Here is a 14,091-nt window from a genome sequence, read left to right as displayed (position 1 = left end):
GAAAGCCACTTTCGCGACGCCTGATGTCCCGAAAGTGGCTTTCGCGACACCGAAGCCCGCATCGAGCAAGCGCCCGAGCACGCCATATTTGCCCCTACGGCTCACTATCCGTCCGTACCACTCACGAGCCGGTAGCGCGGTCAGGCCCCCGGCCGGTTCCCGGTGGGGATCGTGATGGCGGTGGTCGTCGGCGAGGTTCCCTTGTTGAGGAACAGCATCGCCAGCGCGCGCACCAGCTGGTCGAACATGTAGAACCCGGCGGGCATGACGGGGATCAGCCCCTCGCGGAAGGCGATGTAGGCGGGCCACGCGGTGCGGATGAGGGCCGCGGACGCGTAGTCGCGGCGCAATCCGAGCCAGTCACCGATCGCGTCGCTCAGCACGTAGCGTACGAATTCATTGAGGAAGCCGCGAGTGACGCCCAGATCGATCTGCGCGGTCAGCCCGAGCAGGTCTTCGGCGAGCTCTTTCCCTTCGTGCGACGGGGAAAGGATAGGCGTGAGCACCTGAGCCGACTGCGCGTGCGCGGCGGCCCACGTCTTCGGGATGAACTCCTCCCGCACGCCGAGCAGGTGGATGGCGACCTGCCACATGTGGAGGAAGGCCTCTTCGTCGGCGGCCGACATCGGGACCTTCCACTCGCGCAGTTTCCGGTGCACGTAGGTGCCGAGACTGTGGAACGTGACCAGGATGTCGCCGTTGCTGATCGGGATCCGCTCGTCCGCGACGGCCTTCCAGTGCGCCGATTGCGGCAGGAGATGGCGCACCGCGGCGTGCACGAGCCTGGTCTTGTTGGCGGTGACCACGAACTGGCCGTCGGGCTCGAAGGCGTTCAGGTCGCTCAGGTCGTAGCCGAAGGTGAACGTCTTGGCCGCGCGATCCTGCATGTCTGCCCCGCCCGCGGACCAGTAGACCGATTTGGCCTCACGCGGAATGACTGTGCTCATGATCCCGCTACCGAGCCCGTACAGCATGAACAGGTAGGTGTCCTTGCGCCGGTTGAAATCCGCCGCGCGACGCAACTTCGCGGGGTCGGCCCAGGACGGCAGCTTGTGGACGCCTTGGAGGTAGCCGGCGAGATCGGCGGGCAGGCCGCCGGGCAGCGGATCGTTGTTGTCCACCCAGGGTTTCAGCGCTGTGTTGACCGCCGGAACCTCGCCCGCTTCGAGGATCCTCGCCATGATGCGGTCGATTTCGTCGTCCCAGACCCACCACGGGTCGGCGGCCGGGCCGGCCTGCGTCGCACCCCAGGCCGGTGCGACGCCCGCCGCGCCGACCAGTCCCAGTGCGACACCGAGGGACAGGACGTTCCTCCTGCTGAGATCGCTCATTTACTGACCTAACTTCCTTGGTAGGCAACCGATGAGTGATTCGCTAGTGATGTGCGCGTTTCTCGTCCAGGTCGCGGAGCGAACCCTTGACCACTTTCCCGCCCGCGTTGCGCGGGAGTTCGGGGACCACCACGAGATCCTTGGGCAGCTTGAAGGACGCGAGCCTGCCGTCGAGGAATCCGACCAGTTCCGCCAAGGACGGTGCGGCGTCCGGCGGGGTGGTGACGAACGCGACCGGCACCTGGCCCCAGCGCTCGTCGGGCCTGCCGATCACGGCGACCTCCAGGACCGACGGATGCGCGGCGATCGCGTTCTCCACTTCGGCGCAATAGATGTTCTCGCCGCCGCTGATGATCATGTCCTTCTTGCGGTCGACCACCCAGATGAAGCCGTCCTCGTCCTGGGAGACCAGATCGCCGGAGTGGAACCAGCCACCGGCGAAGGCTTCCGCGGTCTCCCGCGGCTTCTTCCAGTACCCCTTGGTCACCGTGGGACCGCGATAGACGATCTCACCCACCTCGCCCGGTGCGACGTCGTTCATGTCGTCGTCCACGACGCGGTACTGGAGGGTCGGGATCGGTTTGCCGACGGACCCGAGTTTGCGCGTCGAGTCGTCGCCGCTGAGGACGCAGGTGATCGGGGACGTCTCGGTCTGGCCGAACACGGCGACGTTGAGGGCGCCGGGGAACTTTTCGGCCATGGCGAGGAGTGTCGCCCTGGTCGCGGGAGCCGCGCCCCAGCTGATGATCCGCAGTTTCAGATCCCGGTCGGCGATGTCCGGCTGGGCGCAGATCAGATCCCATTGCTGGGGAACGTTGAACACCACGGTGGCGCCCTCGCGTTCGTAGGCGTCGAGCACCGCGCGCGGATCGAAGGCGCCCAGCGGGTGGATCACGACCACGCCGCCGACCAGGAAGTTCGCCACGATCGAACCCAGCCCCGCGATGTGGAAGAAGGGCGCGGTCAGGAAGGCGACGTCGCTGTCGTCGAAGATCTTCATCGCCTGGAGGCAGGTGATCGCCTGCATCTGCAGGTTGCGATGGGACAGCATCACCCCTTTCGGTCTGCCGGTGGTGCCCGAGGTGTACATGATCAGCGCGGTCGACTCCTCGCTGACGTCCGGCAGCTCCAGCGGCTCGTGCGCGGTCAGGAAGTCTTCGTACGACTCCCCGAGCACGAGCACCGTCCCGATCGAGGCGGCGTTCGGCGCGGCGTCGAGCAGGGGTAGCAGCCGCTCGTCGACGACGATGGCCGACGGCGCGCAGTCGGCCAGGATGTGGTCGAGCTCCGCCGGCGCGAGCCGGAAACTGAGCGGGACGGCCATGGCGCCCAGGCTGTTCGCCGCGAACACGGTCTCGACGAACCACGGGTGGTTCAGGGTCAGCGTGGCCACCCGATGGCCTTCGGCGATCCCGCGTGCGGCGAGACCGGCGGCCAGCCGCAAGGACCGCTCCGAGAGCTCCGACCAGGTCGTCGTCTCCCCGAGATACCGGAGGGCGGGCTTGTCCGGACGCGTCATCGCGTGCGTCGCCGCGTGCGCCATCCAGTGGTGCCGGAAGGACGAGGCGGGAGCCGAAGCGGTCGACATGGCCATCCTCAGGTGTCGGAACGGGACTGGTCGCGAAGCCAGTATGCATGCCAAAGTGCCGGTTGAGAACCCATAAGTTAATCGAGAATCACATCGGGGCGCGGTCTTCGCCGGTCAGCTCCCGTGCCGGTGATCCGGTCCGTGGTTGACTTCCCCGCATGGCCCTGTTCCCGTGCGCAGCCGCTCGGCACCCGCGATGAGCGCCGATTCGACCGCGGCCGTCCGGCCCCGCAACCGCAAGCAGACGATCGTCGACGCGGCCGGGCGGATCTTCAGCGAACACGGCTACCACGCGGCGTCGATGGAGGAGATCGCCGCCGACGTGGGGATCACCGCGGCGGCCCTGTACCGGCACTTCCCGAACAAGTACGCGCTGTTCGCCGCCTGCGCGAACGTCATGGCCGACCGGCTCGTCGCCACCCTCGACGAGGTCGAGCCCGGCGCGCCGCTGGCGGAGGTGCTCGCCGCCGTCACGCGGGGCACGGTCACCCATCGGGCGTCGAGCGGCCTGTACCGGTGGGAATCCCGGTATCTCGACCGCGAGGACCGGCATTCGCTCGCGCTGAAGTTCGGGCAGGTCGTGGACCGGGTGGCCGACGCCGTGCGGCGGGAGCACCCGCTCCCCGGCGCGCGCCTGCGCGCCGTGGCGGCCCTCGGCGTGATCGGGTCCATCACGATGCACCGCACGTCGATCGCCCAGCGCCGGGTCGAAGAGGTGCTGGTGGAGTCCGCGCTGCGGGTGGCCGCGACCGATCCGGCGACGGGCGGCGGGACTCCGCACGCAGTCGAGCTGCCGCCCGGCCCGGAGTCGCGAACCAGGCGTTCGGAGATCATCGCGGCCGCCATCCCGTTGTTCGAGCAGGACGGGTTCGCCAACGTCACGAACGGCCGGATCGCCGAAGCCGTGGGGCTGGTGCCGTCCGCGCTCTACCGGTATTTCCCCGGTAAGGCCGACATTCTCGCCGCCGCCTGCCTCCAGGCCGCGGCGATTCTGGCCCAGGCGGTGGAACAGAACCTCCGTGCTGTCGACGACCCCGGCCACGCCCTGCTCGCCTTGGCGCGGACGTATGTGGCGTACAGCTTCGAGCACACCGCGCTCACGAGCGTCGCCAACGCGGAACTGGCGGGCCTTCCCGCGGCTCTGCAGCGGCCCTTGGTCAACGCGCAGCGCGAGCACATCGCCGTCTGGGAAAGGGAATTGCGGTCGGCCCGGCCGGAACTCGGCCAGCGCCAAGCGAGGGTGCTCGTGCACGCGGGCTTCGGGGTGGTGGTCGAAGCGGGCCGGAGGCTGCGCTGGGAGGACGTCCCCGCCAACCGCGACGCGGTGAGCGCACTGCTCGTGGGCGCGCTGGGGGTTTGACTCGAACCCTCAGGATTCGCGGTGGCCGAGCCCGGCGGAGACCTGTCGCGCCGCACGGCCGACGACGCGGTTCAGGCCGCGCATGCGGGCGGCCGGCATGTACGGCCGGGTCGCCGAAACACTGATGGCACCGGCGATCGCACCGGTGGCGTCCCGGATCGGCGCCGCGACACAGCGGATCCCCGGTTCGTTGTCCTCCAGGTCCATCGCCACCCCGGACTCCGCGTACTCGCGCATCCGCGCCAGGAACGCGTCGACGTCCTCCGGGTGAACCCGGCCGGGCTCCACCGGCGTCTCGGCCAGGTACAGCTCCCGCCACTCCGGCGCGGAGTCCAGCAGCAGCGCCATACCGACCCCGGTGCGGGTCAACGGCATCCGGTGCCCGATGCGCGAGCGCATCTCCGCGCCCCGTGAACCCGGCAGCTTGTCCAGGTACAGCACGGAATCCCCGTCGCGGACGGCCAGATGCACGGTGTCCCGCAACTGGTCCGCCAGCTCCTCCAGCACCGGCCGGGCGACCACCGGCAGCGGGCTTCCGTGCAGGGCCTGGAAACCCAGCTCGATCAGGGTCGGCCCGAGCGTGTAGCCGTCCCGTCCGCTGCGCAGGTAACCCTCGCTGACCAGCAGCTGGACCAGCCGGTGCGCGGTGCTGCGGCCCAGGCCGGTGTGGTCGACCAGACCGCGGAGGTCGGTCGCGCCACTGGCGACCGCGCGGATCAGCGCGAGGCCGCGGGCGAGGGTCTGGGTGCCGGGCGGTGCCGTGTCGGACATGACCGAATCCTACATATAGGGACGGCGATCGCATTATCGGGAACGCGGCCGCACGATGTCGCTCGTGACGGACACTGAACCCGCCTTGATCGCGCTCGACTGGGGGACCTCCGGTCAGCGCGCCTGGCTGCTCGGCAGGGACGGCGAGATCCTCGACGCCCGCGACGCCGGGCGCGGACTGCTCACCACGACCGAGGGCGTGGATCTCCGGGACCAGCGGGGCGAGGGCGGCCGCCTACGAGTCGGCCTTCCGGCAAGCCTGCGGCGACTGGCTGACGGCGCACCCCGGTCTTCCCACGCTCGCCTCGGGAATGGTGGGCAGCGCGCAGGGCTGGGCCGACTCCGGCTATCGCACCGTCCCGGCGCCGCTCGATTTCCCTTCGCTCGTCCCGGTTTCCCATCGCGACGGCGTTCTCCACCTCGTACCGGGATTGCGGATCCCGTCCGGTGACGAACCGGGCGACGTGCTCCGCGGTGAGGAAACGCAACTCGTCGGCGCGCTCGAGGCGCTCGGGCACCCCGGCGGACCGCTCACCGTGGTGCTCCCCGGGACGCACAGCAAATGGGTCCGTGTCGAGAACGGGCTCGTCACCGGCTTCACCACCGCGATGACCGGCGAACTGTACGGATTGCTGACCGCGCACGGAATCCTCGCCCGCACGGCCGCCGATCCGGTGGCCGACGACGCGGCCTTCTCGCGGGGCCTGGCGGCGGGACGGCGTTCGCGAGGGCTCGCCACCGAGGCGTTCGGCGCCCGTCCGCTCGTGCTCGACGGCGTACTGGCACCGGAGTCGGTGCCCGACTACCTCTCCGGCGTCCTGATCGCCGACGAAGTCTCGCATCTGCTGAGCGCGTCGGACACTCAGGTCGTCCTTTGTGGAGCGAGCGAACTCTGTCGTCGTTATGCCGCCGCCCTCGCCGAAAGGGGAGTGGGGGCCACCCTGCTTTCCGAGGAGATCACCGTCCGAGGGCTGTGGCGGATCGCGACGGCCGCCGGACTGCTCGAAGGCCGTCTCGAAAGGACACTGAAGCCGTGACCGGTTTGATCGCGATCCTGCGCGGAGTGACCCCGGCCGAGGTCGTCGGCATCGGCCGGGCGCTCGTCGACGCGGGATTCCCCGCCATCGAGGTGCCACTGAACTCGCCGGAGCCGTTCGAGAGCGTCCGCCTGCTCGCCGACGCGTTCGGCGAAGGGTGCGAGATCGGCGCGGGCACGGTGCTCACCACCGAAGACGTCGGCCGGGCGCGGGCGGCCGGGGCGCGGATGATCGTGGCGCCCAACACCGATCCCGCGGTGATCTCCGCCGCCGTGGCCGAGGGGATGACGCCGTATCCCGGCGTGGCCACGCCCACCGAGGCCTTCGCCGCGGTGGCCGCCGGCGCCCGGAATCTCAAGCTGTTCCCCGCCGGCGCGGTCGGGATCGGGGGCATGAAGGCGTGGCGCGCCGTGCTGCCGCGCGAGGTCGGGTTGCTGCCGGTCGGCGGCGTCGACGGAACGAACCTGGCGGCCTGGGCCGCCGCCGGGGCGGCCGGGGCGGGGCTGGGTTCCTGCCTCTACCGGCCGGGTGACGGCGCGGACGCGGTCGGCGCCCGTGCCCGCGAATTTTCCAGGATTTGGCACCAGGACTAAGGAAGAAACCCATGAAGATCGTGTCAATGACGACATATCAGGTGCCGCCGCGCTGGTCGTTCCTGAAGATCGAAACCGACGAGGGCGTCATCGGCTGGGGTGAACCGGTCCTGGAGGGCCGGGCCGCGTCGGTGGCCGCCACCGTGGAGGAGCTGTCCGACTACCTGATCGGCAAGGATCCTTCGCAGATCGAGGATCTGTGGACGGTCCTCTACCGCGGCGGGTTCTATCGTGGCGGCGGTGTCCACATGAGCGCGCTGGCCGGGATCGATCAGGCCCTCTGGGACATCAAGGGCAAGGCACTCGGCGTGCCGGTCCACGAACTGCTCGGCGGCCGGGTGCGCGAGACGATCAAGGTGTACTCGTGGATCGGCGGCGACCGGCCCGCCGAGACCGCCCGCGCCGCGCGTGCGGTGGTGGACCGCGGGTTCAGCGCGGTGAAGATGAACGGCACCGAGGAACTGTCCTATCTGGACACGTGGGACAAGGTCGACCGCTGTGTGGCCAATGTGGACGCCGTGCGCCAGGCGGTGGGCCCGGACATCGGCATCGGGGTGGACTTCCACGGCCGCGTGCACAAGCCGATGGCCAAGGTCCTGTTGCGTGAACTGGAGCCGTACCGGCTGATGTTCGTCGAGGAGCCGGTGCTGTCCGAGCACGTCGACGGGTTCGCCGAAGTCCTGCGCAACTCGCCGATCCCGATCGCGCTCGGCGAGCGGCTCTACTCCAGGTGGGATTTCAAGGCGGTGCTGGCGTCGGGTGCCGTCGACATCATCCAGCCGGACCCGTCACACTGCGGCGGCATCACCGAAGCGCGCAAGATCGCGCATATGGCGGAGGCCTACGACGTCGGCCTGGCACTGCACTGTCCGCTCGGCCCGATCGCGCTGGCGGCCTGCCTGCAGATCGACGCGGGCTGCTACAACGCGACGATCCAGGAACAAAGCCTCGGCATCCACTACAACACGAGCAACGATCTGCTCGACTATCTGGCGGATCCGTCGGTGTTCGCCTACGCCGACGGGCAGGTCGCCATCCCTCGCGGGCCGGGGCTGGGCATCGAGATCGACGAAGAGTACGTCGCCGAACGCGCGGCCGAAGGCCACCGCTGGCGGAATCCGGTGTGGCGGCACACCGACGGCTCGTTCGCGGAATGGTGAGCGCGATGACCACGACCGTCCGAAGCGCCGTGCGCCCCACCAGGTTCCGGGTGCTCATCGCGGTGATGCTGTTCGTCACCGTCGTCATCAACTACCTCGACCGGTCGAACCTGTCGATCGCGATGCCCGCGATCGCCGGCGAGCTCGACCTTTCCAAGGCGGAGCAAGGAATCCTCCTGTCGGCCTTCGGCTGGACCTACGCGGCGTTGCAGCTGCCCGGCGGCTGGCTGGTCGACAAGATCCCGCCGCGGCTGCTCTATCCGGCCTGCCTGATCCTGTGGTCGCTGGCGACGTTCTTCATGGGGATCATCGGCGGTTTCGTGGCGCTGATCGCGTTGCGGCTGATGGTCGGGGTCTTCGAGGCGCCCGCCTATCCGATCAACAGCAAGATCGCGACCGTCTGGTTCCCGGAACGCGAACGCGCCACGGCCATCGGTTTCTACACCTCGGGCCAGTTCATCGGGCTCGCGCTGCTGACACCGGTGCTGTCCTGGCTGCAGACCGTGCTTTCGTGGCACTGGGTGTTCATCGCCACCGGTCTGGTCGGCATCCTCTGGGCGGTGCTCTGGTACGCGAAGTACCGGGAGCCGCGCGATTCACGGGCCAACGAGGCCGAGGTGGAGCTGATCAGTTCCGGCGGCGGCCTGGTGGATCTACCCCGCGAACGGCCGGAGCGGGCGCGGATCACGCGAGCGGACCTGGCGACGGTGCTGGGCAGCCGGAAGCTGTGGGGAATCTACTTCGGACAGTTCTGCCTCACTTCGACACTCTGGTTCTTCCTCACCTGGTTCCCCACGTATCTCGTCGAGTACCGGGAAATGGACTACATCAAGTCCGGCTTCCTGGCGTCGCTGCCGTTCGTCGCGGCACTGGTCGGTGTGCTGGCTTCCGGTGTCCTGTCGGACTTCCTGGTCCGGCGTGGTGCTTCGCTCGGGGTGGCGAGGAAGGGGCCGATCATCGCCGGGCTGCTGCTGAGCACCGTGATGGTCACCGCGGGCTTCACCGACTCGACGACGCTGGTCATCGTGATCCTGTCGATCGCCTTCTTCGGCAACGGGCTCGCGTCGATCACGTGGTCACTGGTCTCGGCGCTGGCCCCGCGACGGTTGCTCGGGTTGACCGGCGGGATGTTCAACTTCATCGGCAACCTGTCGTCGATCGCCACGCCGATCGTCATCGGCCTGATCGTCACCGACGACAGTTTCGCGCCCGGTTTCGCCTACATGACCGTGATCACGGTCGCCGGGATCCTGTCCTACGTCTTCCTGGTCGGCAAGGTCGAGCGCGTGGCCGAGCGGGACGGCGCGGTCAGCGAGCGAACGCCAGGGTGATCCAGTTCGAGAACTCGCAGGCGAGGTGCATCCGGTGCTGGGTGACCATCGCGGGCATCGTGAGCCGCGGGAACTCGACGCAGAGGTGGGCGTGGAAGCCGTCGGCGTGGTCACGGAACTCGTGCCGGACCCCGCCGATGGCCAGCCCCGACCCGGACCGGGCGACGCCCGAGGCTTCGAGGGGGAACGCCGGATCCCGGTGGGTGACGATCTCCGCGGTGTCGGTGTAGTCGACCAGGAACCGGGTCGCGAGCGGGCTGCCCCCGGTGGTCTCGATGACCTCCTGCCGTCCGTCGGACGCGGTGTCGATCAGGAAGTGGTCCGGGTTGGCGGCGATCATGCTGCGGGCGTAGTCGTCCCGGCCGGTGTCGGTGAACCAGGCGAGGAATTCCGCGGCGGTACCGGCTCCGGTGACGTGGAGGTCGCAGGTGCTGGTGACGCGACGCCCGCGGGAAAGGCGGGTGGACGCGCGCGCGACCGCGTCGGCACGGCGGATGTCCCGGCCGAGACGGCGACGGATCTCGTCCGGGCCGAGGTTCAGCTTGGCGTCGGCGAACGCGGTCCGCGCCCGGGCGAGTTCGCCGGTGGGTGCCGGGAGGCCGATCTTCGCGGCGGCCTTGCCCATCCGCTTCGTCTCCCACGCTCGGACGGTTTCGCGAGACACGGGACGGCCGGCCAGGACGGCCTCGATCGTGGGTTCGGTAGTGGGCATCGGTGCCTCCGGATCATGAGCGAGTTGCCTGTGCAGTGTTTAATGGCACTGAACGGGCTGTCAAGTGAGGCGAGTCGCAGAGCACCCTGGCGAGTGCCGGTACTGTTCAGTCCTGTCGAACTGAGTGCAAGGGGGCTCGCGTGGAGGACAGGATCGGGCCCGCGCTGCGGCAGGCGCGGGAAGAACGCAAGCTGAGCCTGCGCAAGGTGGCGACCGCCGCCGGGATCTCGGCGAGCCTGCTTTCCCAGGTCGAGACCGGCCGGTCCCAGCCTTCGGTGAGCACGCTGTACGCGCTGGTCAGCCAGCTCGGCATCTCGCTCGACGAACTGCTCGGCATCGGCGCGGCGCCTGCCGCGAAGGAGCGGCCGGTCGCGCGGGCTGCTTCCGATGTCGTGCAGCGGGCGGCGGACAACCCGGTGCTCGAGATGGCGAACGGGGTCCGCTGGGAGCGGCTCGCCGTCGGCGGCGAGAGCGACGTCGACGCCCTGCTGGTGACCTACGAACCCGGGGCCGCCAGTTCGGTCGACCGGAAACTCATGCGCCACAGCGGAACCGAGCACGCCTACCTGCTTTCGGGCGAGCTGACCCTGCTGCTCGACTTCGAGCGGCATCTGCTCACGCCGGGCGACTCGCTGTGCTTCGACTCCACTCGTCCGCATCTGTATCTCAATCACGGCGCCGAAGCCGCGCGCGGTGTGTGGTTCGTGTCCGGCAGGCGAGCGCTCGATCACACTCGGGAGTGGGTCGAATCGCAGGTCGGCGGCCTTTCCGGAGAGGATCCGGCACGGCCGTCGAACGCCGTCGAAGCCTTGGCCCTGCTGGGTGTCCCGCCGGTGAAGGGCGAGCGCGACGGGGCACGCTGAACTCCTCGCGTCCGCTGCTACTTGACGTATGCGCTCACGTGTTCAATATTAGTGAACACTTGAGCAAGTCAAAGGCGACGGAGAGGAGATGCCGTGCTGATCGGATTCGCCGGCCTCGGCCGGATGGGCCTGCCGATGGCCCGCCGGCTCGTACGGGCGGGACATACGGTCCTCGCCCATGACCCGGGGCTCGGCCGGGTTCCGGAGGGCGTCACCGCGGCGGGCTCGGCCGCCGGGCTCGCCGAGGCGGCGCTGTCCATCAGCATGCTGCCGGACGGCGCGGCGACGCGGGACCTGGTCCTGACCGGGCTGGCCGGTGCCGGGCGGAACCATCTGCACGTGGTCATGGGCACCGTCGGCCCCGCGCTGGTGAAGGAGCTGGCCCGGATCGGGCCGGTGGACGTCATCGACGCGCCGGTGTCCGGGAGCGTGTCGATGGCCGAGGCGGGCACGATCAGCACCATGGTCGGCGCCACCGAGGATCAGTTCGACCGGGTCCGCCCGATCCTCGCGGCGATGACGTCGGCACAGGTCCGCACCGGGCCGGCCGGCTCGGGGTCCGCGGCGAAATTGGCGGTCAACGCCGTGCTCGCCACGCTCAGCCAGGGAGTCGCTGAAGGTCTGCTCATCGCCGAGGCGGGCGAGCTGGACCTCAAGATCTTCTACGACGTCCTGCGGGGGAGCGCGGCGGGCGCGCCCTACGTCGGCTACAAGGAGGCGGCGTTCCTGACTCCGGCGTCCGCCGGTGTCGCCGCCCCGATCTCGTTGATCCGCAAGGATCTCGGCCTCGCGCTCGAACTCGCCGCCGGGCTGGACCTGCCGGGAGCGGAAGCCGCCTACGCCGTGCTGGACGAGGCGACGGCGGCAGGGCACGGCGAAGAGGACATGGCCCAGGTGCTCGCGGCCCTGCGGCTGCGAAACCAGCCGGTGACCAGGGCGGGAGCACTTTCATGACCAGCGACGTCGAAGCGACCGTCCGCTCCCTCGAAGACGCCCGGTACGCGGCGGTGCTCGCGGGCGATTTCGCCGCCTTCGCCGCGCACGCCCATCCCGATCTCGCCTACACCCACTCGAACGCGGTCACCGACACCCTTGAGTCCTATTTGGACAAACTGCGGTCGGGTTTCTACGTCTACCACAGCATCGACCATCCCGTGGACCGGATCACGGTGGCCGGGGACACCGCGGCCGTGGTGGGGGAGATGCACGCCGACATCACCGCGGGCGGGCTCCGCAAGACACTCGCGAACCGGTGCCTGGCCGTGTGGGTGCGCGAGGCCGATCGCTGGCTGCTGCTGGCCTACCAGCCCACTGTCCTCCCGGAACCCGTCCGATGAAGGCCTTCACCTACGACGCCCTGCCCGGGCGCGTGGTGTTCGGGCCAGGCGTCGCGCGGACCGGGCTGCGGGACGAGGTCGACGCGTTCGGGGCGGCGCGGATCCTGCTCGTCGCGGCGGATTCGGAGGCAGGACTGGCCCGCGAACTGTGCGCCCCGTTCGCGGGCCGGATCGCGGAGACGTTCTCGGGAGTCCGTCCGCACGTCCCGGTCGAGGTCGCCGAAAGCGCCCGCGCCGCGGCGGCCGGAGCGGATCTCGTGCTGTGCGTGGGAGGCGGCTCGACGACCGGGACGGCCAAGGCCGTCGCGCTCACCACCGGGCTGCCGATCGTCGCCGTGCCCACCACGTACGCCGGCTCCGAGGTCACTCCCGTGTGGGGACTGACGGAGGGGAGCCGCAAACGCACCGGTACCGATCCGCGGGTACTCCCGAGGACGGTCGTCTACGATCCCGAGCTCACGCTGACCCTGCCCGCCGACCTGTCCGTCGCGAGTGGACTGAACGCGATCGCGCACTGTGTCGAGGCGTTCTGGGCACCCCGGCGGAATCCGGTGTCGAGTGCCGTGGCCGAAGACGGCATCCGGCGGCTCGCGGCCGGGCTGCCCGCGGTCGCCGCGGATGCCGGCGATCTCGACGCCCGTGTCCCACTGCTGCTCGGTGCCTACCTCGCCGGTTCGGCCTTCGCCGTGGCGGGATCGGGGCTGCATCACAAGATCTGCCATGTGCTGGGCGGGGCGTTCGATCTGCCGCACGCGTGGACCCACGCGATCGTGCTCCCGCACGTCCTGGCGTTCAACGCGCCCGCCGCGCCCGAAGCCGCGTCCCGGATCGCGTCCGCGCTCGGCCTGCCCGATCCTGTCGAGGGGCTGTGGCGGCTTGGCGAAAAGCTCGGTGTGCCTGCCGGTTTGCGGGAGCTCGGGTTGCGAGAGGACTACGCCGGCGTCGTGCTCGAAGACATCCTCGCGCTCGCTCCCGCCGACAATCCGCGTCCGGTCACCGCCGACGGTCTTCGCGTGCTGTTGCGTGCCGCCTGGGCCGGAACCGAACCCGCGAAGGAGAGCTCATGAACCCCGCTTCGGACCGTGAACAGGCCGTGACCGACGAGGTGCTGGCCAGTTTCGACCGGACCGCCGATCCGCGGCTGCGACAGGTCATGCGGAGCCTGGTCCGGCACCTGCACGCCTTCGCGCGGGACGTCCGGTTGAGCGAACGGGAATGGGAGGCGGCCATCGGCTTCCTCACTCGCGCCGGGCACATCACCGACGACCGCCGCCAGGAGTTCATTCTGCTGTCCGACGTCCTCGGTCTGTCCATGCTGACCGTCGCCATCAACGAGCCGAAGGTGCCCGGGGCGACCGAAGCGACGGTGTTCGGCCCGTTCTTCGTCGACGACTCACCGGAGATCCCGCTCGGTGGCGACCTCGCGCGGGGTGCCGCCGGGACACCGTGCCATGTGTCGGGACAGGTCCGTGACACCGACGGCGCCCCGATCCCGAATGCGCGAGTGGACGTGTGGGAAGCCGACGAGGACGGTTTCTACGACGTTCAGTACACCGACGACCGCACGGCGGGGCGAGGCTGGTTGCGCACGGGGCCGGGCGGCGAATACCGGTTCTGGTCGGTCCTGCCCGCGCCCTACCCGATCCCGCACGACGGCCCCGTCGGAGAACTCCTGGAAGCGGCGGGCCGGGGGCCGATGCGGCCCGCGCACCTGCACTTCAAGGTCACCGCCCCCGGGTATCGGACGCTGATCACGCATATCTTTCTCGCCGGCGACCCCTATCTGGACCGCGACGCCGTGTTCGGCGTCAAGGAGGGTCTCGTCGTGGAAAGCGGGAAACACCAGGGCGGCACCGCTCCCGACGGCTCCCGTCCCGAAGGTGAATGGGCGAGCCTGAGCTTCGATCTCGTGCTCGTCGCCGACACGGCCTGAACCTGATTTCCCCTTCCGGCGGCCCCGTGACGGTGGCCGCCCGGTTCCCCCTGCCCGGAAAACCTCGACGTGGAG

General features: G+C 69.6%; 14 protein-coding genes. 10 read left to right on the top strand and 4 right to left on the bottom strand.

The features are described 5' to 3' along the window. Positions 1 to 140: 140 nt before the first annotated feature. Together ACOCEP_RS38230 and ACOCEP_RS38225 are read right to left on the bottom strand one after the other, a co-directional pair. Complete coding sequence (locus tag ACOCEP_RS38230; RefSeq protein WP_482334721.1) at positions 141 to 1,331, bottom strand: oxygenase MpaB family protein; 1,191 nt, start codon at positions 1,329 to 1,331, stop codon at positions 141 to 143. A 43-nt stretch (positions 1,332 to 1,374) separates the two neighbouring features. Beyond that, on the bottom strand, positions 1,375 to 2,919 hold the full coding sequence (locus ACOCEP_RS38225; RefSeq protein WP_482334719.1) for an AMP-binding protein: 1,545 nt from the start codon (positions 2,917 to 2,919) through the stop codon (positions 1,375 to 1,377). Positions 2,920 to 3,115: 196 nt separating this feature from the next. Here ACOCEP_RS38225 and ACOCEP_RS38220 point away from each other — a divergent pair, with 196 nt between their 5' ends. Beyond that, on the top strand, positions 3,116 to 4,279 hold the full coding sequence (locus ACOCEP_RS38220) for a TetR/AcrR family transcriptional regulator (protein ID WP_482334717.1): 1,164 nt from the start codon (positions 3,116 to 3,118) through the stop codon (positions 4,277 to 4,279). 9 nt (positions 4,280 to 4,288) lie between these two features. Here ACOCEP_RS38220 and ACOCEP_RS38215 read toward each other — a convergent pair whose 3' ends face one another. After that, entirely contained in the window at positions 4,289 to 5,050 is a 762-nt protein-coding gene (locus ACOCEP_RS38215) for an IclR family transcriptional regulator (protein ID WP_482334716.1), read from the bottom strand. A 203-nt stretch (positions 5,051 to 5,253) separates the two neighbouring features. Between ACOCEP_RS38215 and ACOCEP_RS38210 the strand changes: the two genes are divergently transcribed. The 4 genes from ACOCEP_RS38210 to ACOCEP_RS38195 are packed head-to-tail and all read left to right on the top strand — an operon-like array spanning position 5,254 to position 9,171. After that, on the top strand, positions 5,254 to 6,087 hold the full coding sequence (locus tag ACOCEP_RS38210) for a 2-dehydro-3-deoxygalactonokinase (RefSeq protein ID WP_482339898.1): 834 nt from the start codon (positions 5,254 to 5,256) through the stop codon (positions 6,085 to 6,087). Further along, positions 6,084 to 6,680, top strand: coding sequence for a 2-dehydro-3-deoxy-6-phosphogalactonate aldolase (locus ACOCEP_RS38205; protein WP_482334714.1), 597 nt, complete (start codon positions 6,084 to 6,086; stop codon positions 6,678 to 6,680). Before ACOCEP_RS38210 ends, ACOCEP_RS38205 begins: the two co-directional genes overlap by 4 nt. Before the next feature lie 11 nt (positions 6,681 to 6,691). Then, on the top strand, positions 6,692 to 7,840 hold the full coding sequence (gene dgoD / locus ACOCEP_RS38200) for a galactonate dehydratase (RefSeq protein ID WP_482334712.1): 1,149 nt from the start codon (positions 6,692 to 6,694) through the stop codon (positions 7,838 to 7,840). A gap of 5 nt (positions 7,841 to 7,845) precedes the next feature. After that, positions 7,846 to 9,171 (top strand): MFS transporter, encoded by a 1,326-nt coding sequence (locus ACOCEP_RS38195; protein WP_482334711.1) that lies wholly within the window; start codon positions 7,846 to 7,848, stop codon positions 9,169 to 9,171. Here ACOCEP_RS38195 and ACOCEP_RS38190 read toward each other — a convergent pair. Beyond that, a complete protein-coding gene (locus ACOCEP_RS38190) occupies positions 9,149 to 9,883 on the bottom strand; it encodes a hypothetical protein (protein WP_482334709.1) in 735 nt (244 codons plus the stop codon). The genes ACOCEP_RS38195 and ACOCEP_RS38190 overlap by 23 nt on opposite strands. A 140-nt stretch (positions 9,884 to 10,023) precedes the next feature. On the opposite strand from ACOCEP_RS38190, the gene ACOCEP_RS38185 reads away from it, so the two are divergent. The 5 genes from ACOCEP_RS38185 (at position 10,024) to ACOCEP_RS38165 (ending at position 14,016) form a co-directional block, all read left to right on the top strand. Further along, complete coding sequence (locus tag ACOCEP_RS38185) at positions 10,024 to 10,746, top strand: helix-turn-helix domain-containing protein (protein ID WP_482334707.1); 723 nt, start codon at positions 10,024 to 10,026, stop codon at positions 10,744 to 10,746. Between the two features lie 93 nt (positions 10,747 to 10,839). Continuing rightward, entirely contained in the window at positions 10,840 to 11,700 is an 861-nt protein-coding gene (locus ACOCEP_RS38180; protein ID WP_482334705.1) for an NAD(P)-dependent oxidoreductase, read from the top strand. After that, positions 11,697 to 12,083 carry a nuclear transport factor 2 family protein gene (locus tag ACOCEP_RS38175; RefSeq protein WP_482334703.1) on the top strand — a complete coding sequence of 129 codons (387 nt, stop codon included), beginning with the start codon at positions 11,697 to 11,699 and terminating at the stop codon, positions 12,081 to 12,083. The genes ACOCEP_RS38180 and ACOCEP_RS38175 overlap by 4 nt, the downstream gene beginning before the upstream one ends. Further along, on the top strand, positions 12,080 to 13,150 hold the full coding sequence (locus ACOCEP_RS38170; RefSeq protein WP_482334702.1) for a maleylacetate reductase: 1,071 nt from the start codon (positions 12,080 to 12,082) through the stop codon (positions 13,148 to 13,150). Before ACOCEP_RS38175 ends, ACOCEP_RS38170 begins: the two co-directional genes overlap by 4 nt. Continuing rightward, a complete protein-coding gene (locus tag ACOCEP_RS38165) occupies positions 13,147 to 14,016 on the top strand; it encodes an intradiol ring-cleavage dioxygenase (RefSeq protein WP_482334700.1) in 870 nt (289 codons plus the stop codon). The genes ACOCEP_RS38170 and ACOCEP_RS38165 overlap by 4 nt, the downstream gene beginning before the upstream one ends. The last annotated feature ends 75 nt before the right edge of the window (positions 14,017 to 14,091 follow it).

It is taken from the genome of Amycolatopsis sp. CA-211722, assembly GCF_056828465.1.
Note: the sequence above shows the minus strand (reverse complement) of the source record. Positions and strands in the feature narration are given on the sequence as shown.